Consider the following 18,093-nt stretch of genomic DNA (forward strand, 5'->3'; position numbering starts at 1 on the left):
TGTTGGAGGCCGGCCGGGCGGCCGGCAAACGCATCAACGTCGACGACGGTATCCAGCGTTACAAGGGTCTGGGCGAGATGGATGCCAAGGAACTGTGGGAAACCACCATGGACCCGACAGTGCGGGTACTGCGACAGGTGACGCTTGACGATGCGGCCGCCGCCGACGAGTTGTTCTCCATCCTGATGGGTGAAGACGTCGAAGCGCGCCGCAGCTTCATCACCCGCAACGCCAAAGACATCCGCTTCCTCGACGTGTGACTTCCGGTCGGCCTTTCCGCCCGTTCAGCTCCATATATCCCTTTCAAGACACTGTGACGAGTGTGCAGCTTTTCCGACCAGAACTGCGAGATCGCGTAGAGATCCTGCACACTCGTCACAGTGTCCTGATCAACTACCCAACCCGGACACCGGCCTGTGGATGACCAGGCTCCGGCCGCGAGAATTGTCGGCAGGCCAGCCGATGCTGGCGGGCATGGACAGACGTTCTTCCAGGCCGTTCCTCGGGAGCGAGGCGATCCGAGCTGGGCAACTCAGTGAGCGCGAGCTCGCGACGAAGTATCGCGCGGTCTACCGCAATGTGTATCTGGCCAACGAGGTCGCGCTGACACCGGAAATGCGAGCCAGGGCGGCATGGCTGTTCGCCGGTCCCGATGCGGTGCTGAGCGGGATTTCGGCCGCAGCCGTCTATGGCACCAAATGGCTGAACGTCGATGACCCGGCGGAGGTTGTGCGGACCAATCGCCATGCGCCGGAAGGGCTGCGGGTGCACTCGTATGCGCTTGCACCAGAACATGTTCGCGACTTCGACGGGATGCGGGTCACCACAGTGGCCCGGACGGTGTTCGACCTGGGCCGACTGTTGCCGACCCCCAAGGCGATACCGATCTTAGATGCGCTGATGAACAAGACCAAACTGGACCCTGACAAGGTGTGGTCGTTGGTCGACGCGAATCCAGGCATCCGCGGTATCGATCGGCTGCGGATATCACTGGCACAGTCTGACGGCGCTGCCGAGTCGCCGCTCGAGACGCGCACCAGGCTCGTGCTTCGGAACATAGGCATCCCAGGGCTCGAAACGCAGATCCCGTTCTACGACCAGTGGGGTCTGGTCTGCACCCGAGTGCCGATGGGCTGGCGCCGATGGAAGGTGGCGGTCGAATGCGATGAGGAGCACGATTCTGCGCGTCATCGAACGTGGGTGCACGAGCATACGGCCGAACTCGAAGCGCGCGGATGGGGCGTCGTGTGGGTGACCAGGTCGATGGTGTCCGGGTCGAACAACCTGCTACAGCGGGTGAGACAGAAGATATGGGCCGCGCAAGATCGGGCCGTCATGGCGCGGCGGACAATGCCAGGTACGTCACCACCAGAAGTGCTTCGATGATGACGGCGATCCCGATACCCGGCAGATAACGCCGGCCGGCCGCCGCGGAATCGCGCGGTTGTGCCAGCAATTGACGGCGCCGCTGCAGCCCGACCGCGTACACGCCCGTCGCGAGAACGACCGCCGCGATGACCACCGTGATGCGTACCGGATCGTGGCCAAGGCCAACCGTTCGGCCGTCGCGCAGCAGCACCAACACTCCTGAGGTCGCGACGGCCAGCGCGGTGCGGGTCCATGCCAACGATGTCCGTTCGGCCTGCAGCCCACGATCCTCCGCCAGCGCTTGACGCGTCATGCGACGGTGGCCGCGATCGCGAAACCCACTGTCACCAGTCCCATCGTGGCCAGGCCGGTAGTCAGATAGACGGGGATGGCCGGCCGTGGCAGCGGTTGGTCATGGCGCATCGCGCGATCGACCTGAGCCCAGCGCACCAACCCTGCTGCCGCTGTGGCGACCGCCATGGCGCCGACCAGTACACCCAGTATGTGCCGGAGGCCCGGAACTGTCAGCTCGGGCATGAACTGCACCACGGCGACGGCCGCCGCCAGTAGCCCCAGGGAGGTGCGCTGCCAGGCCAGAAACGTGCGCTCGTTGGCAAGCGTGAACCGGTAGTCAGGTTCAGTCGAAACATCCACGGCTGCAAGCCTTTCCGAATCCAGCGCCGGTCGCCAGGGGCGGTCTTGGTGGCGTAACCTCGGCGTTCCCTGTGTGCAGATGGCGTAACTGCTGCGCAACCTCACATGACAGTGAGGTAACAGAAGCCGTCGACTCTTGTCGGTATGGACGACGTGCAACATCTCCCTCGTAGCCGGTGGCGAGCCCGGTCGGCCGGTCTGTTGGCGGCACTCACGGTCGGAGGCGCGCAGCTGCTGACCGGATGTGGTCTGCTCACCGAGCCGACGGTCGTCGTCAACGTCGGCTACCAATCCAAGACCATCAACACGGTCAACGCCGGCACGCTGTTGCGTGACCGCGGTGACTTCGAGAAGGCCCTCAAGCAACTCGGTGCCCAGACCGGCACCAGGTACCGGGTGGTGTGGCAGGACTTCGCGTCGGGCGCACCCCTTACCGCGCAGATGATCGCGACTCACGTCGACATCGGATCGATGGGTGACTATCCGTTGCTCACCAACGGATCCAAGACGCGCAAGTACGACGACGCGGTCACCGAGATGGTCGCGACCACCGGCTACAACCTGCGTGGATCGTTGAACCAGGTTGTGGTGCCCTCAGATTCGGACGCGCAGAAGCTGGCCGACCTGACCGGCAAGAAGGTGTCGACCAGCCTGGGATCCGCGGGTGACGGAATGTTCTCTTCGGCGGTGCGCAACAGCGGAATCGACAAGGGCGCCGTGCAGATCGTGAACCAGGATCCGTCGGTGGGTGCGTCGGCGATCGAGGGGGGACAGGTCGACGGACTGGCGCAGTTCGTGCCCTGGCCGCAGCTCGTGATCTACCGCAATCAGGGGCGACTGCTCTACGACGGCGGGGACAACAATGTGCCCACCTTCCACGGAGTGGTGGTCCGCAAGCAGTTCGCCGCTGGGCATCCCGAGGTGATGGCGGCGTTCCTGCGGTCGATGAAGTCCACCACCGACGACATCGTGGCTCATCCGCTCGAGGCGGCGCTGCGGGTCTCGGAGATCACCGGTATCGAGCCCGAGGTGATCTACCTCTACAACGGTCCCAACGGGTTGGTCAGCTTCGACATGACCCTCAAGGAGCAGTTCTTCGGCGCGTTCGCGAAAGTCAAGGACTATCTGGTGGGACGAGGTTCGGTGACAAAGGATTTCGACGTCGCCGGATTCATCAACGACGGCTATCTGCGGGAGCTGTTCGGTGACCGGTACGCGCGGCAGCGCGACAGCGTGGCCAACCCGATGCGGCTCACCGGATTCGACGAGGTGTGTGGACTTCCGGTGGACGATCCGGCGCAGGCCTCCGAACTGTGGGCCGCCGGAGCCGAGACGACCGACGTCGCGGCGACACCGAGCTGCCTGCTGCGCCGAGTCGGCACGACCGCCGAGGTACGGGCGGCTTATGTGCCCGACACCCTGACCGGGCTGCGTATCTTCGCCGATCACGCGGTGTGGCTGCAGGACCCGTCGGCACCGCCCAATCAGCGGTACAAGCCGTTTGCCACCTCCGCTGGGGCGGACGCCTACCGCCACGAGCACCCGCAATCCCGGACCGTCGGCTACGCCGCCGCGGTCGGGCAATCCCGCACCGCGGGCTGATCCATCCACCGAGAAAGGAAATCGCATGACTGATCTCATGATCCGGCCGACCATCGCGCCACCAAAGTTGTGGTCGTCGGCCAACCGGAACGGAAAGTCGGTGCGGCACAGTCTAGCTGACGTCGTACCCGAGTCCGTTTCCCGCCGGGCACCGGCATTGGTGCTGCCGCTGATCCCGATCGCGATCTTCCTGGTGGCCTGGCACCTGTTGACCACCAACAATGTGGTCGCCTGGCTACGGTTCAATCGAATGCCTGCGCCGGAAGCGGTGCTGCAGGCGCTGCTGGCCCGGGTCAGCTCGGGCAGCTACTACGACGATCTGCTGGCCAGCCTGCAGCGGATCCTGCTCGGCTTCGGTCTGGCCGCGGTGGTGGGCATCGGGTTGGGTGTGCTGGTCGGGCGGTCGGAGATCGCCCGGATGGCGCTGCGGCCCTTCATCGAACTGATTCGCCCCATCCCGGCGATAGCGCTGGTGCCGCTGACCATCTTGCTGTTCCCGTCCAGCGAGCAGGGCATCGTGTTCATCACGTTCTTCGCGGCATTCTTCCCGGTAGTGGTCAGCACCATCCACGCCATGGACTCCATGCCGAAGGTCTGGGAGGAGGCCGCGCAGACGATGGGCGCCGGGCGGATGTCGTTGCTGTTCCATGTGATCATCCCGGGGGCGCTGCCCGGTATCTTCGCCGGTCTCTCGGTGGCGATGGGCGTGGCATGGATCTGTGTCGTCAGTGCCGAGATGATCTCGGGCCAGTTCGGCATCGGGTACTACACCTGGCAGGCCTACGGTCTGCTCGACTACGCAGGCGTTGTCGTCGGCATGATCTCCATCGGTGCGCTGGGGCTGGGCACCGCCTGGCTGGTCGAGCGGGTCGGACGGCGGGTCAACCGCTGGCTGCCGAGGGCCGGCCGATGAGCGCCGGCGCCGTCGACCTCCAGCAACTGCAACTCGGCTTCAATGGCGTTGTCGCAGCGAATATCACCCTCAAGATCGAACCCGGCGAAGTCGTGGTGTTCCTCGGTCCGTCCGGCTGCGGCAAGTCGACAATTCTGCGGGCCTTGGCCGGGCTGCTGGAACCGATGGGCGGCACCGCGACCGTCGACGGTGCGCCTGTCACCGGCAATGCCGCGCAGTGCGCCATGGTGTTCCAGGAGGACGCGCTGTTCCCGTGGCGCTCAGCGCTCAAGAACGTGCAGTTTCCGCTCAAACTCCGAGGCATTCGCGGCAAGGAACTCAAGGCGACGGCCGCCGCTCGGTTGGAACAGGTGGGGCTCGGTGAGTATCTGGATCACCTGCCCAGCCAGCTCTCGGGTGGCATGCGCCAGCGGGTACAACTGGCCCGTACGTTGGCCTGTGAGCCGCGAGTGATGTTGATGGACGAGCCGTTTGGCGCGCTGGACGCCCAGACCCGGCTGGAGATGCAGCAGCTGCTGACATCGGTGTGGGAGACCCAGAAGATGACGCTGCTGTTCGTCACCCACGATGTCGACGAAGCCCTGCTGCTGGCCGACCGGATCGTCCTGTTGAGCCACCGGCCGGCCACCGTCGCCGATGTCCTCACCATCGAGAAACCACGCACGCCCGAGGCGCAGTTCGAGGAGTCCTATCAGCGGCGGCGCCGCGACATCCTGGACTTCCTCGGTCATCGCCCCGCCGCATAGCCGATCTTACTGTCCGTCAAGGAGTGTCGATGAGTATCACCCTGCCTGGATTCCGCGCGCCCTCGACCGGTGCCGCCGGGCCGTCGCTGCGCTCGCCGGCCGTGCTGCGCACCGAGGTGCTGGCCGGTCTGGTGGTGGCCCTGGCGTTGATCCCCGAGGCGATCGCATTCTCGGTGATCGCCGGCGTCGACCCCCGCGTGGGTCTGTTCTCGACGGTGACGATGGCCATCACCATCGCCTTCACCGGCGGACGGCCCGCGATGATCACGGCCGCCACCGCGGCGGTCGCGTTGGTCGTCGCGCCGGTGTCCCGCGAATTCGGGGTGGGGTACCTCGTCGCCACCATCCTGCTGGCGGGTGTGCTCCAGATGCTGCTGGCGGCATTCGGGGTGGCCAAGCTGATGAGATTCATCCCGCGCAGTGTGATGGTCGGCTTCGTCAACGCGCTGGCCATCCTGGTGTTGGTGTCGCAATTGCGCCACTTGGTCGACGTGCCGTGGCTGGTGTATGTGCTGAGCGCGGCGGGGGTCGCGATCATGGTGGCGCTGCCCAAGCTGACCACGGCGGTACCCGCACCGCTGGTGGTGGTGTTTGTGTTGACCGTCGCCGTCATGATCTTCGGCTGGAACGTACCCGACGTGGGAGATCAAGGGGCACTGCCCGATTCGCTACCGGTACCTGGGTTTCCGCAGGTTCCGCTGACCCTGCACTCCTTGCAGGTGATCGCGCCCTACGCCTTGGGGGCGGCACTGGTCGGGCTGCTGGAATCGCTGATGACCGCCAAGCTCGTCGACGACATCACCGACACTGCGTCCAACAAGACCCGTGAAGCATGCGGGCAGGGCATGGCCAACGTTGTCACCGCGGTCTTCGGCGGCATGGGCGGCTGCGCGGTGATCGGGCAGACCATGATGAATGTCAAGGTGGCTGGGGCCAGGACACGCCTTTCCACCTTGCTGACCGGGGTGTTCGTCTTGATCCTCGTGGTGTCTCTGGGAGATCTCGTCGGCCGCATCCCGATGGCCGCGCTGGTGGCAGTGATGATCGTGGTGTCGTTCGCGACCTTCGACTGGCACAGCGTCACGCCGCGGACCCTGAAGATGCTGCCGCGCAGTGAAACCCTGATCATGGTGGTCACCGTCATCGCGACGGTCGTCACCGGGAATCTCGCCATCGGGGTGTCACTCGGTGTACTTGCGGCGATGGTCGCCTTTGCCCGCCGGGTGGCGCACTTCACCTCGGTGACGGCGTTGACGGGACCGGACGGTGTGCGAACGTATCGGGTCCGCGGAGACCTGTTCTTTGTGTCCAGCAATGATCTGGTGCACCAGTTCGACTACGCCGATGATCCCGCCGAGGTGGTGATCGACATGTCGGGTGTGTCGGTGTGGGATGCCTCGTCTGTTGCGAGTCTCGATGCGATCCGGCTGAAGTATTCCTCGCGAGGGAAAACCGCTTCGTTCACCGGGCTCGACGGGGCGAGCCTGGACCGGCTGAACCGATTGTCGGGGCGGTTGGGGGTGTGAGGGAGTCAGCGCAGTTTGACCATGCGCGTCGTCGAACTCTCGTCCAGCTCGACCACTTTGGAACGCGACCGCAGGAAATCGCTGAACGACTTGAACCCCAACGACTTCTCACTGAAGGACGGGTCCATCCGCTTCATCTGCGCCTTGACCGCGGAGTTGTGCAGCCACTCGACGTCGTCTTTCTCCAGGCCGATCTGCAGGGCCCGGGTGAGTAGCGCGGTGGCTTGGGCCTGTGGGTCGGGCTCGGCGGTTTTGCGGGTGCGTTTCTGCGGCTTGGGTTCAGGCTGCGGAGTGAGCGCGGGGATACCCGGAAGCGCGTCGTAGACGACGAACTCGTCGCATGCGGCGGCCAGCACCCGGCTCGACGATCCGGCCACCCCGATGCCGACCACATAGCGGCCCAGCCGTTTACAGCGCTGGGCCAGGGGGATGTAGTCGGAGTCGCCGGCGACGATCACCACGTGGGTGAGGTCGGGGAGCCGGAACATGTCCTCGACCGTGTCGACCGCCAGCCGGATGTCGGCGCCGTTCTTGCCGTAGGCGGCCGCGGGGAACAGCTGCACCAGGTCGACGGCGCGCCCGACCAGTTGCTCGCGGTAGCCGGCGTTGACGTCGGCCGACCAGTCCGCGTAGGCGCGGGTGAGCACCAGGGTGCCGAAGGAGGAGGCGAAGTCCAGGATGGCGGCGACGTCGACCGTGGCCTTGGCGAGCTTGTCCGGTTCCAGGCCTTTGGCCTTGTCTTTCTGGAACGAGTTGCGGCCGTTGACCTGGTCGTAGCGGGATATGACGATGTTGTCGAAGTCGAGGTAGACCGCGACGCGGGTGTCGGGTTCGGTCATGTTCTCCAGTCTGACAAATCGGATGTAAGTGGGTATATGCAGTTCTAAAGTGGGAATTACTTTCTCGCAGATGTTCGGCTCACAGAAGGAGAATCAGGAAACTCAGAAGATGCCCGCGAATGCCGCAGGTCCATTCGCCGATGTCGTCGTCACCGCGATCGCATCGACCACCTCTCTTGCGGCCGATGCCGAGGACACGTGGGCGCTGTTGTTGGAGGGCCGAAGCGGCATCCGCACCCTGGACAAGCCGTTCGTCGAGGAGTTCGACTTCCCGGTGCGTATCGCCGGGCAGCTGACCGAGAACTTCGAGGACATCCTGGGCCGGGTTGAACGGCGCAGGCTTTCGTACATGGGCCAGATGTCCACGGTGCTGGGGCGTCGGCTGTGGGAGAGCGCGGGCTCCCCCGAAATCGACACCCGCCGGCTGATGGTGTCGATCGGCCTGGCATTGGGCACCACCGAGGAAATGATCCTGCAGTACGACACCTGGAAGGAGCAGGGCCTGCGGGCGGTGGCGCCGACGTCGATCCAGAAGTACATGCCGAATGCGCCGGCGGTGGCGGTGGCCCTGCAGCGGCAGGCGAAGGCCGGGGTGATGTCCCCGGTGATGGCCGACGCGTCGGGTGCGGCGGCGATCGCGCAGGCGTGGCGACAAATCATCCTGGGTGACGCCGACGTCGCGATCTGCGGCGGCGTCGAGACCTGCATCGAGGCGGTGCCCGTCGCGGCATTCGCGCAGTGCGGCTTCATGTCGACGTACAACGACGACCCGGCGGCCGCGTGCCGGCCGTTCGACAGCCACCGCGACGGCATGGTGTTCGGTGAGGCCGGCGCGCTGCTGCTGATCGAAACCGAGGAGCACGCCAAGGCGCGCGCTGCGCCGATCCTGGCCCGGCTGATGGGCTGCGGCGTCACCAGCGACGGCTATCACCCGATCCGGCCCGATCCGACCGGGGAGCGCGCCGCCGACGCCATCACCCGGGCCGTTGAGCTGGCCGGTCTCAGCCCGGCCGACATCGATCACGTCAATGCCCACGCGACCGGCACCGTCTGTGGGGATGCCGCCGAGGCGCGGGCCATCCACCGGGCGCTGGGGCGCGCGATGCCCGCGGTGTACGCGCCGAAGGCGGCGCTGGGACATTCGCTGGGATCGGCCGGGGCCGTGGAGGCGGTGCTGACCGTGCAGGCCCTGCGCGACGGGGCCATCCCGCCCACCCTGAACCTGAAAAACCGTGACCCGCAGATCGACCTCGACGTGGTTGTCGATCAACCCCGCCGGGGCACCTACCGGTACGCGATCAACAACTCGTTCGGATTCGGCGGCAACAACGTCGCATTGGCCTTCGGCGCCGGTTAGGGCCGTTTGGTGAAGGTGAACTGCGCGACTTCGGAGATCCCGCGGCGGAAGAAGTCGGCGCAGCCGGTGATGTAGCGCATGTAACGGTCGTAGACCTCCGCGGAGGTCACGGCGATCGCCTCGTCGCGGTGGGCGACCAGGCTGGCGGCCCAGGTGTCCAGCGTTCGCACGTAGTGGGCGTTCATCAGCTGTAGATCTTCGGTGGAAAAACCTGCATCGGAGGAGAATTCGAGCATGTCCTGATCCGATGGCAGCTGCCCGCCGGGGAAGATCTCCCGGCCGATGAACCGGGTGAATTTCATGTCGGACAGGGTGATGGCGATACCGTGCGCACGCCAGTAGTTGATCGGATGGGTGAAGATCGTCTCGATGACCATGCGGCCATCGGCCGGCAGCATGCGGTGTGCGGTGTCGAAAAAGGCTGCGTAGCGTGACTTTCCGAAGGCTTCGAACGCCTCGATGCTGACGATGCGGTCCACCGGCTGGTCGAACTGCTCCCAGCCCTGTAGGCACACCAAGTGTGAGCGGCGGGTATCGGCCTGATCCAAAAGGGTTTGACAGTAGGCATATTGATTGCGGCTCAGGGTCAGGCCGATCACGTTCACGTCGTAGCGCTCCAGGCTGCGTTTCATCAGCGCGCCCCAGCCGCATCCCACGTCCAGCAGCGTCATGCCCGGCGCGAGGTCCAACTTGTCGAGGGCCAGATCGATCTTGGCCATCTGGGCTTCTTCCAGCGTCATGTCGTCGCGCGCGTAGAACGCGCAACTGTATGTGCGGGAAGGATCTTGGAAGAGCCCGAAGAAGTCATCGGAGAGGTCGTAGTGGGCTTGGATGTCTTCGAAGTGCGGCCGCATCTGGGCCGTCCCCGTTGTCCCGTCGGCCATGCGCGGCAACCTCCCCGGTAGTTACATTTTCTCGCAGGTGAATTGGCACACGTCGGTGTAGCCGACACGGAACAGGTCCGCGCAGCCGGTCAGGTACTTCAGGTAGCGCTGGTAGACCTCATCGGAGGTGATCGCGATCGCCTCGTCCTTGTTGGCCTGCAGGTTTGCCGCCCAGGTGTCCAGCGTGCGGGCGTAGTGCGGCCGCAGGCGCTGCTTGCGGGTGACGTGGGAACCGGCTTCGACCGCCCGGTCCTCGACCATTTTGATCAGCGGGATCCGGCCGCCGGGATAGATCTCGGTGACGATGAACCGGAAGAAGCGCATCAGCGACATGGTGGTGGGCAGGCCCAGTTCGGCGACTTCTTCTCTACTGGTCGAGACGATGGTGTGCAGCAGCATCACGCCGTCGTCGGGCATCAGCTCAAAGGCCTACGTCGAGCCCCAACCGCAGCCGATGTCGAGCAATGTCATGCCCGGCTGCAGACCGAGTTTGCCCAGTGCCAGATCGACTTTCGCCATCTGCGCCTGCTCCAGCGTCATGTCCTCGCGCTCGAAGTAGGCGCAGCTGTATGTCTGGGTCGGGTCCTGCCAGAGCCGGAAGAACTCGTTGGACAGGTCGTAATGAGACCGGACTTCATCTGCCGTCGACCCGTGACGCCCGCCGGGGGGCGCGCCGACGAATGTCGTTGTGGCATTTTCGTGGTGCTTGGTTGCTGTCACCATCCGCCCCGTACTGCATCGGACTCGGTAGCTGACCCGGCGCACCGCTTTCTTCATACGCCGTGTTCGGACGCTACTCCTTCGATCTTGTGCCCGGTACCCCCTGGCGAAAACCGAGGTCGCCCGCTCACTGGTCGGTGTCGGATCGTCCGATCAGGTTCTTGGCGCCGGTGGGGCCGAGCAGTTCGCGGAACGCCTGGACGGAGTAGCCGACGATGCTGGCATCGGTCTTGGCGCGGGCAGTCGCCGACCGGGGCAGGCTGAACAGCGGTCCCATCTCGCCGAAGTAGTCGCCGGGCCCGACGACTTTGATGACTTCCTCACCGCCGCTGGCCAATTCGCGCGAGAGTTCGATCTCACCGGTGGTGACGATGTAGATCAGGTCGCCCATCTCGCCCTGGCCGAACAGCACTTCGCCGGCCTCGACAGTCACGGTTTCGGGGCCCTGATGTTCGACGGCGACGTGTGGAACGAGCTCCACCACTTGGTCGGCGAGTGGCAGGATGCGGGTGTCGTGGGTGGCGACCACCACGACGCGTTCGTTGCTTGCAAGTTCACGGATGAGCCGCAGCACTTCCTCCACTTGGATGAAGTCCAGGTGGGCGGTGGGCTCGTCGGCGAGGATCAGCGGCGGGTCGAGCGCGATGGCGCGCGCCACCGCGACGCGCTGTTGTTGCCCGCCGCTGAGGTTGCCGGGCCGGTGGTGCAGTCGGTCCTTGAGCCCGACGCGGGTGAGTAGTTCCATGGCGCGTTCGCGGGCGCCGTAGTGGCTCATGCCGGCGGCGCGCAGCGGCACCATCACGTTTTCCATCGCGGTCAGGCTCGGCACCAGGTTGAACGCCTGGAACACGATCCCGACGGTGTCGCGCCGGTAGTCCGACAGCGCTTTCTTGTTCAGCGTGCTCACGTCGATGTCGCCGAATTCGATGCGTCCCGCGGTCGGTTTGAGGATTCCGCCCAGGCATGAGAGCAGCGTGGTCTTGCCGCATCCGCTGGGGCCCAACAGGATTGCCAGTGATCCGGCCGGGACGTCGAGGTCGAGGCCGTCGATCGGGCGTACCGCGTAGCCGCCGCTGGAGTACTCCACGACGAGGTCTTTGACGAGAAGATCGGCCATGTCAGGGTCCTCTGAACGCCAGGGCTGGGTCGATGGTGACCGCGCGGCGCAGCCCGGCCACGCTGGCCAGCAGGCCGATGACGACGGCGACGATCGGCAGTGCGACGAACGCCACGGTGGGCACGTCGCAGCGCATCGGGAACGGCGGCCCGAGCACCAGCGACAGGCCCGCGCCCAGCAGTGCAGCCAGCAACGCGACCGTCACCGCCTGCATCGCGAGGCCGCCCATGATGGAGCGGGTGGCCACCCCGACCGCCTTGAACACCGCGAAGTCCCGGGTGCGTTCCAGGGCGGACAGGTAGATCACCGAGCCGACGATCAGCGCCGCGACGGTCCACAGCAGGCCGGCCATCAAGCTCATCGCCTGGTTGGCGCCGCGCAATGGGCGCACCATGTCGTCGATCGCGCCGGCCCGGTCGACGATGCGGAATTCCGGTGGCGGGGCGCCCGGGGTGCCGACGATGCCGACCGACGAGATCAGCTTCTGGCCGGAGAACAGCAGTTTTTGGGCGCCGGGGACCGTCAGGTAGACGTTGTCCTGGGCGGCCAGGGCGGTGAGGTCATCGACCAACCCGACCACGCGCAGATTCGATGCGCCGATGGCGACGTCGGCGCCGATCGGTTGGCCCATCGTCGTCGACACCGCGACCTCGTCGGGTGTGTGCGGTGCCCGGCCCTCCTTCAATGCCGGGGCTCCTGGGCCCTGCTCCGGCACCCCGAACACGTTCACGTTGCGCGGGGTGCCGTTGTTCGGGATCGTCGACGAGCCGTACACCAGCGGCACCGCGGTGGTGACCCCCGGCAGCCTGGCGGCACGTTGAACGTCGTTGAGCGGCAACGGCGCCGAGCCGAGGAAGGGGCCGGCCGCGCCCTCTTTGATCATGAATGCGTCGAGGCCCAGGGCGTCGACGCTGCGTTCGGCTTCGACGCGGAAACCGTTCGCCAGGCCCGTCAACACCAGGGTCATGGCGAAAACCAACGCGGTGCCGACCGCGGCGATCATGAATCGCCGCCGGCGCCACTGCAGATCGCGTAATGCCGCGATCAACACGTCGGTGTCCTCCGCATCGCTTTCGACGTTACCGAGGTGGTTGTGGCGGGTGGTGGTTATTGGGGCATTTGGTGTCCATCACCCCGCGATCGGGCGGCGTACATCCAGCTGAGCAAGGTCGGCTGCGATACGTCCGGCCGACCATCCTGCGCCGTTGGACGCCGTCATTTCCCGGGGCACCGTCGCTGGGAAGAGCCGGTTGCTGAGCTCTTCGGTCGCCTGGCTGCGGACGGCCAGTACCGGAAGCAGTGCGCCGCGCTCCATCTCGGTGGCCACGGTCGTAGAGGCGGTGGTGAGGCGTTCACCGATGCGGTTGGCGTACGAGAGGAGAAATGACTGGCGAAACGAGCGGGTCCGGGTCTGCCCGCCGCGGGTTCCGCGGCCGGCGGCCAGCATGGCCCGGTTGGCTTGAACCAGCAGTGAAGTAGCCAGCAGTTCAACGAATTCCAGGTCGCAATCGACGCCGATGACCACGACGAAACCCAGCTTCTCGGAGCACACCGTGTGGCTTCGGTTGGCCGTCGCCACGGCCTGCACGAGCGCGGACTTGGCCATGACGTACGGGCTGTCGATCCACATCCGCCGGGCGACGGCCTCTGCGCTGCGCCCGCGCTCGTGCTCTCGGACTGCGTGATGCAGCGAGTATCGACTCATCAGCTCTTGTGCCTTGGCCGAAAGGGCTTCAGCCTCTTCGGGAAACTTGGTGGCCTCTGCCTTGGCCAGCAGTCCGCGAACTCGGCTGAGCGCTTTTGCGTCGGCCGCATTCACCACAGCGGCCGAATGCTGGTGCGCACCGGGCAACGGCAGTAGAGGCTCCAGGATCGGGAGGGTGGCGAGCAGTCGCAGTATCTTCAGCACCAAGGTCAACGCTGCGAGACGGTCGACGGCATGCCTGTCGGCCCAGTCCGACATCAGCGGAGGGACGGGAGCGCCGCCCGTGGACAACGCGGCGAGCTCGGCACGCCACCGCGGGTGCAAGGTGGTGACGGCATAGTGCCGGGATTCGAGAACGATCGCCTCGGCGAGGTAGCCGGCTGCGGACGCGTCCAGGTGGCGACGAGCGAACTCGTGGAGATCATTCGGTGACCATCCGGCCTGCCATGCCTTGCTGATCGCTCCGGTGATGGCGCCGTCGGCGGCCAGGTCGAGATCGTGCGCGGAGCGGCATTCGTCGAATAGTTCGGCAGCGTGGGCATTCTCGTCGTGATCTGTACACACCGCGCGGTGGTACAGCTTTGCGGTGAGCTGGTTGAGTAGGGCTGCACGGTCGTACTCAGGATCGGTGTTCCAGCGTCCCTGTTGGGATGACGTGCGCCGGCGTTCTTTGTGCTTGGCGGCGCGTTTTTGGCGGTTGCGGCGGCTCATGTCCGGATTGTGGTGGAGGGTACCGACAAGTCCGCGGCAGTTTGTGCGTTGTGACATGTTGCGGGCCGTGGCTTCTGGGGAGGGAAGCTGGCTCGTCGGGTGTGCGACGGTGCAAGTCACACCTGTCACGGATCTCCGGGTGGGTGCCGATGTGCCCGCCTGCTAGCGACTTTTCAGCGACAATCGGCACTCCTACACCCTGAGCTTCGCCAGTCACACCGTGGCGGATCGCACCTACCACTCAGTGCTCTGGAGTCTCACCAACCTCATCCGTCCAATGTCCAGCTGTCAGCGACTCTGTCGCTGACAGCTGGATAACCCGAATTCCGTTGCACCCGAGGCTCAAGAAGCCTTGTGTGACAAAAGTATTCATCGCATTCGTGACCATAGTTACCCACGGTGCTCATGTGGCGGTTGTCGCTGAAAAGTCGCTGACAGGCGGGCAACTCAGTACCCGTGGCCCGCTCGCGACGCGCCACCGGTCGGTGGGAACGCAGCGATTCGGGCCGCCAGCTTCGCGCGTCCGTCGATAATTCTCACCGTGAGTCCTCGGGCGCGGCACCGATTCTTGGCGAAAGCCCTTCCCGCATCGTCAAGATTTTTGACGGTCTCTCCGCACGCACATGACACGGACTCCCTGAGGCCGGAAAACGTTCGGTTTGGCCGGCCCTCGGACTGCCCACGGTGGCCCGGTGCGCGATTGCGTCGTCTCGATGTCGATGATGTGCCGGCGGAGCCGATTACTCGCGTCGTGGTCGACTGGCATGGGTTCCTTTCAGCCTGTCAGATGTGGGCAGACAACGCGGCACGCGCTTCATCGATGTGTCGCGGGCCCAGGGCAGTCTGGAGCCTTCGTCTGGGTTGAGGGCTATTACCATCTCCACCACAACGCGATTGTGCCTGGATTCGCCGTCGAGACCAATTGGTGTCCGGCGTAAGGACCTCCTGAAGTGCAGAAAGTCGTTGTACAACTTCTTTTGCGAAAGACGTCGAACGACTACAATCTGAAATGTCGTCGAACGACTACAAGGAGTAGGCATGCAGGTCAAGACAATGGGTGACGTTGGCGCTCTCGTCCGTTCGGCTCGCACGGCTCGTGGAATGACTCAGGCTGAGCTGGCCGCGCAACTGCGCATGAGTCGAGACTGGGTCGTCAGATTGGAGAAGGGGCACCCACGACTGGAAGCGCAACGGGTGCTCGATGCACTTCGCGTCGTCGGTGTGAGTCTGGAAGCGTCCGCGCCCGAAGTGTCGTCGAGTGCCCGCAAACGTAACCGGAAGGAAACTCCAGAGAAGTCCAAGCCCGCCGGAACGGCCCCCATAACGCTTGATCCGTTTGACGCGCTGTTCGGCACAAGGAAAAGGTGATGGCGGATAGGACGCTGCGGGTCTACCTGGACGGGGTCCCGGTCGGTACTGTGACGCAGTCCGCTCACGGAGCTCTGCGTTTCACCTACGACGATGAGTATCGCGACCGGGCTGACCCGACACCGTTGTCGCTGTCCTTGCCGATCTTGTCGAATCGTCATCGGGACAAGGCTATTCGGTCCTACCTTGAGGGCTTGCTTCCGGACAGTGAAGGTGCGCGACAGCGGTGGGGACGCGAATACAACGTCTCGCCGAACAATCCCTTCGCTCTGCTCGCTCATGTCGGACGCGACGCGGCCGGTGCGGTTCAGATTCTCCCTCCTGACGTCGATCCTGCGGATGCCCGCGCACGGACCGGTGACATCCAATGGCTCAGTGGGACTGAACTCGCAGATCTCGTCCACGTGCTCGCCACTCATCAATCAGACTGGGACCCAGGCAGGTTCGGTGGCCGGTGGAGCCTGGCCGGTGCACAACCCAAGGTCGCGCTGTTCCGGGACCCGCAATCAGGGCAGTTCGGGATCCCGCGTGATTCGACACCGACGACTGTGATCGTCAAACCTGCAATCGCTGGTTACGCACGGCACCACATCAACGAGACGCTATGCCAGCGCGCCGCCAGCGAAGCCGGGCTGCTCGCCGCCGAAGCCGCAGTGATGGAGATTGGTGACGTTCAGGTGCTGACCTCGACCCGCTACGACCGCCTTTATGACGGAATTGCCTGGCATCGAGTCCACCAAGAAGATATCTGCCAGGCGCTGTCGGTCCATCCCGGTCTGAAATACCAGTCCGACGGCGGCCCCGGTGTTGGCGACATCGCCAACCTGCTCAATCGTCTGCCGATCGAGGACCGCGCCGTGAACGCCGAGCGCTTCTTCAAGGCGCTCTCCTACAACATCCTTATCGGTGGAACCGACGCTCACGCAAAGAATTACTCGCTCGTACTCGTCGGATCACGCGCCCAGGTGTCGCCCCTGTATGACGCCGCCTCGGCAGCACCATACGACCAGCGCGAGCGCCTTCGCTCATCGATGAAGATCGGCGACCACTGGAAGATGCTGGACGTCACCAATTCCGATTGGAACAAGGTCGGCCGTCGACTCGGGATCCCCGCTGATCAGGCCGTGGCTTGGGTGGATGAACTCCGCAGAGACCTTCCCAGTGCATTCGTGCGCGCTGTTGCGGTTTTGCCAGTGAGCCTGCAACCCGAGGCGGAACGCATGGCGGAGCGGATCCTCGAGCATGTCTCGGGGACGTGGAAGCCGAACCTGAACAGCTGAGCATAGCGAGAATGGCGGTCCGTCCGGCGTCCTTGCCGGAGTCATCAGACCGTCAAGGATGTGCTGGAGGCCATGGGTATTCCGCACACCGAGATCGACCTGATCCTGGTGAACGGGGATCCGGTGAGGTTCGAGCATCGGCCGGCGGTCGGCGACCGGATCGCGGTGTACCCGATGTTCGAGGCGCTCGACATCGGGGTGACGGCCCGGCTTCGGCCGGAGCCGCTGCGGCAACCGCGGTTCGTGATCGACGTCAACCTCGGCCGGCTGGCGCGGCTGCTGCGCCTGCTCGGGTTCGACGTGTGGTGGTCCAACGATGCCGACGACCAAGCCCTGGCCGACACCAGCGTCGAGCAGCGGCGGATTCTGCTGACCCGAGACCGGGGCCTGTTGAAGCGTCGCGCGATCACCCACGGCCTGTTCGTCCACTCCCAGCAGCCCGAGGAGCAGACGCTGGAGGTGCTGCGGCGGCTGGATCTGCGGCGCCGGGTGGCGCCGTTCACCCGGTGCGTGCGGTGCAACGGGAGGCTGGCCGCGGTGACGAAGGAGGCGGTGGCGGACCGCCTTGAGCCGTTGACCCGCCGCTATTACGACGAGTTCAGTCGCTGCCCGGACTGCGGGCAGATCTATTGGGCCGGAACGCATTTCGCGAAATTGCGCAGTCTGGTCGACGGGTTGATCGACCAACTCTGACCGGATTGGGCGGGCGCCGAAGGACTTTGGCTCGCCTCCCACTCTCACTATACGGCGGGGGGTGGGGCTTGCGGCAAGGCCCCTGGCGTGCTGCACAATCTGTCGGTCCGTGACGAGATGGGGGATGTTGTGACGAGTACGCCGAAACCGTTCGAGGTGCATAAGTCCGGTGCGCTGCTGCATGGCACCAAGGCTGACCTGGCGGTGGGGGACCGCTTGGTGCCCGGCCGCGAGTCGAATTACCAAGCCGGCCGGATCATGAACCACGTGTACGTCACCCGCACGTTGGATGCCGCGGTGTGGGGCGCCGAGATGGCCGTCGGCGAGGGGCGGGGCCGCATCTACATCGTCGAACCCGAAGGTGCGATCGAGGACGACCCGAACGTGACCGACAAGAAGCTGCCCGGGAACCCGACCCGCTCCTACCGAACCCGCGAGCCGGTGAAGATCGTCGGTGAGATCACCGACTGGGTGGGGCATTCACCCGAGCAGCTGCAAGGCATGCGCGACGGGTTGGCGGACCTTCGGCGGCGCGGGCTGGACGTCATCTACGACTGATCCCACGGGCCCACCGGGTTGCCGCCGGTTCGCTCGATACGGGGTTTTGACC

Annotated in this window: 16 protein-coding genes and 3 pseudogenes; 11 read left to right on the top strand and 8 right to left on the bottom strand. The window is 65.1% G+C overall.

Annotated elements, in window-relative coordinates; translation table 11 throughout:
- Positions 1 to 260: pseudogene (locus tag E0T84_RS27660) on the top strand (DNA topoisomerase IV subunit B); the annotation flags it as partial.
- A 214-nt stretch (positions 261 to 474) separates the two neighbouring features.
- The gene (locus tag E0T84_RS27665; protein ID WP_207553903.1) at positions 475 to 1,386 is read left to right on the top strand and encodes a hypothetical protein; all 912 of its coding nucleotides are present in this window, start codon (positions 475 to 477) and stop codon (positions 1,384 to 1,386) included.
- On the opposite strand, the gene E0T84_RS27670 is transcribed toward E0T84_RS27665, so the two are convergent.
- Positions 1,334 to 1,681, bottom strand: a complete 348-nt coding sequence (locus tag E0T84_RS27670; RefSeq protein WP_070188232.1) for a DUF202 domain-containing protein — start codon at positions 1,679 to 1,681, stop codon at positions 1,334 to 1,336. The genes E0T84_RS27665 and E0T84_RS27670 overlap by 53 nt on opposite strands.
- Entirely contained in the window at positions 1,678 to 2,022 is a 345-nt protein-coding gene (locus E0T84_RS27675) for a YidH family protein (RefSeq protein WP_075910239.1), read from the bottom strand. Before E0T84_RS27675 ends, E0T84_RS27670 begins: the two co-directional genes overlap by 4 nt.
- 144 nt (positions 2,023 to 2,166) lie before the next feature.
- On the opposite strand from E0T84_RS27675, the gene E0T84_RS27680 reads away from it, so the two are divergent.
- Genes E0T84_RS27680 through E0T84_RS27695 form a run of 4 tightly spaced genes read left to right on the top strand, consistent with a single transcriptional unit; the run spans position 2,167 to position 6,809 of the window.
- The gene (locus E0T84_RS27680) at positions 2,167 to 3,624 is read left to right on the top strand and encodes an ABC transporter substrate-binding protein (protein ID WP_138746079.1); all 1,458 of its coding nucleotides are present in this window, start codon (positions 2,167 to 2,169) and stop codon (positions 3,622 to 3,624) included.
- 25 nt (positions 3,625 to 3,649) lie between these two features.
- Positions 3,650 to 4,537, top strand: coding sequence for an ABC transporter permease (locus E0T84_RS27685; protein ID WP_138746080.1), 888 nt, complete (start codon positions 3,650 to 3,652; stop codon positions 4,535 to 4,537).
- Positions 4,534 to 5,283 carry an ABC transporter ATP-binding protein gene (locus E0T84_RS27690; RefSeq protein ID WP_138746081.1) on the top strand — a complete coding sequence of 250 codons (750 nt, stop codon included), beginning with the start codon at positions 4,534 to 4,536 and terminating at the stop codon, positions 5,281 to 5,283. Before E0T84_RS27685 ends, E0T84_RS27690 begins: the two co-directional genes overlap by 4 nt.
- Positions 5,284 to 5,312: 29 nt before the next feature.
- The gene (locus E0T84_RS27695) at positions 5,313 to 6,809 is read left to right on the top strand and encodes a SulP family inorganic anion transporter (protein WP_138746082.1); all 1,497 of its coding nucleotides are present in this window, start codon (positions 5,313 to 5,315) and stop codon (positions 6,807 to 6,809) included.
- A 5-nt stretch (positions 6,810 to 6,814) separates the two neighbouring features.
- Here the strand turns inward: E0T84_RS27695 and E0T84_RS27700 are convergent, their stop codons facing one another.
- Positions 6,815 to 7,648: an NYN domain-containing protein gene (locus E0T84_RS27700; protein WP_070946873.1), complete on the bottom strand. Its 834-nt coding sequence runs from the start codon at positions 7,646 to 7,648 to the stop codon at positions 6,815 to 6,817.
- A gap of 109 nt (positions 7,649 to 7,757) precedes the next feature.
- Between E0T84_RS27700 and E0T84_RS27705 the strand changes: the two genes are divergently transcribed.
- Positions 7,758 to 9,005 carry a KasA/KasB family beta-ketoacyl-ACP synthase gene (locus E0T84_RS27705; RefSeq protein ID WP_070188227.1) on the top strand — a complete coding sequence of 416 codons (1,248 nt, stop codon included), beginning with the start codon at positions 7,758 to 7,760 and terminating at the stop codon, positions 9,003 to 9,005.
- On the opposite strand, the gene E0T84_RS27710 is transcribed toward E0T84_RS27705, so the two are convergent.
- The 5 genes and pseudogenes from E0T84_RS27710 to E0T84_RS27730 form a co-directional block, all read right to left on the bottom strand.
- Entirely contained in the window at positions 9,002 to 9,889 is an 888-nt protein-coding gene (locus E0T84_RS27710; RefSeq protein WP_138746083.1) for a cyclopropane mycolic acid synthase family methyltransferase, read from the bottom strand. The two genes, E0T84_RS27705 and E0T84_RS27710, sit on opposite strands and share 4 nt — an antisense overlap.
- Before the next feature lie 21 nt (positions 9,890 to 9,910).
- Positions 9,911 to 10,612, bottom strand: a pseudogene (locus E0T84_RS32795) (class I SAM-dependent methyltransferase).
- A 124-nt stretch (positions 10,613 to 10,736) separates the two neighbouring features.
- Positions 10,737 to 11,726 (bottom strand): ATP-binding cassette domain-containing protein, encoded by a 990-nt coding sequence (locus tag E0T84_RS27720; protein ID WP_138746084.1) that lies wholly within the window; start codon positions 11,724 to 11,726, stop codon positions 10,737 to 10,739.
- Position 11,727: 1 nt separating this feature from the next.
- The gene (locus tag E0T84_RS27725) at positions 11,728 to 12,777 is read right to left on the bottom strand and encodes an ABC transporter permease (protein WP_138746085.1); all 1,050 of its coding nucleotides are present in this window, start codon (positions 12,775 to 12,777) and stop codon (positions 11,728 to 11,730) included.
- Between the two features lie 78 nt (positions 12,778 to 12,855).
- Positions 12,856 to 14,142, bottom strand: coding sequence for a DUF2786 domain-containing protein (locus E0T84_RS27730; RefSeq protein WP_138746086.1), 1,287 nt, complete (start codon positions 14,140 to 14,142; stop codon positions 12,856 to 12,858).
- Positions 14,143 to 15,180: 1,038 nt separating this feature from the next.
- Here E0T84_RS27730 and E0T84_RS27735 point away from each other — a divergent pair.
- The 4 genes and pseudogenes from E0T84_RS27735 to arr all read left to right on the top strand — a co-directional run bounded on the left by E0T84_RS27735 (position 15,181) and on the right by arr (position 18,041).
- A complete protein-coding gene (locus E0T84_RS27735; RefSeq protein ID WP_070188222.1) occupies positions 15,181 to 15,510 on the top strand; it encodes a helix-turn-helix domain-containing protein in 330 nt (109 codons plus the stop codon).
- Positions 15,510 to 16,790: a type II toxin-antitoxin system HipA family toxin gene (locus E0T84_RS27740; RefSeq protein ID WP_138746087.1), complete on the top strand. Its 1,281-nt coding sequence runs from the start codon at positions 15,510 to 15,512 to the stop codon at positions 16,788 to 16,790. The genes E0T84_RS27735 and E0T84_RS27740 overlap by 1 nt, the downstream gene beginning before the upstream one ends.
- 18 nt (positions 16,791 to 16,808) lie before the next feature.
- A pseudogene (locus E0T84_RS27745) lies at positions 16,809 to 17,483 on the top strand (Mut7-C RNAse domain-containing protein); the annotation flags it as partial.
- 117 nt (positions 17,484 to 17,600) lie between these two features.
- Complete coding sequence (arr, locus tag E0T84_RS27750) at positions 17,601 to 18,041, top strand: NAD(+)--rifampin ADP-ribosyltransferase (RefSeq protein ID WP_171055204.1); 441 nt, start codon at positions 17,601 to 17,603, stop codon at positions 18,039 to 18,041.
- Positions 18,042 to 18,093: the final 52 nt, after the last annotated feature.

The organism is Mycobacterium sp. DBP42, assembly GCF_005924235.1.
In the GTDB taxonomy this organism is placed as follows: domain Bacteria; phylum Actinomycetota; class Actinomycetes; order Mycobacteriales; family Mycobacteriaceae; genus Mycobacterium; species Mycobacterium syngnathidarum.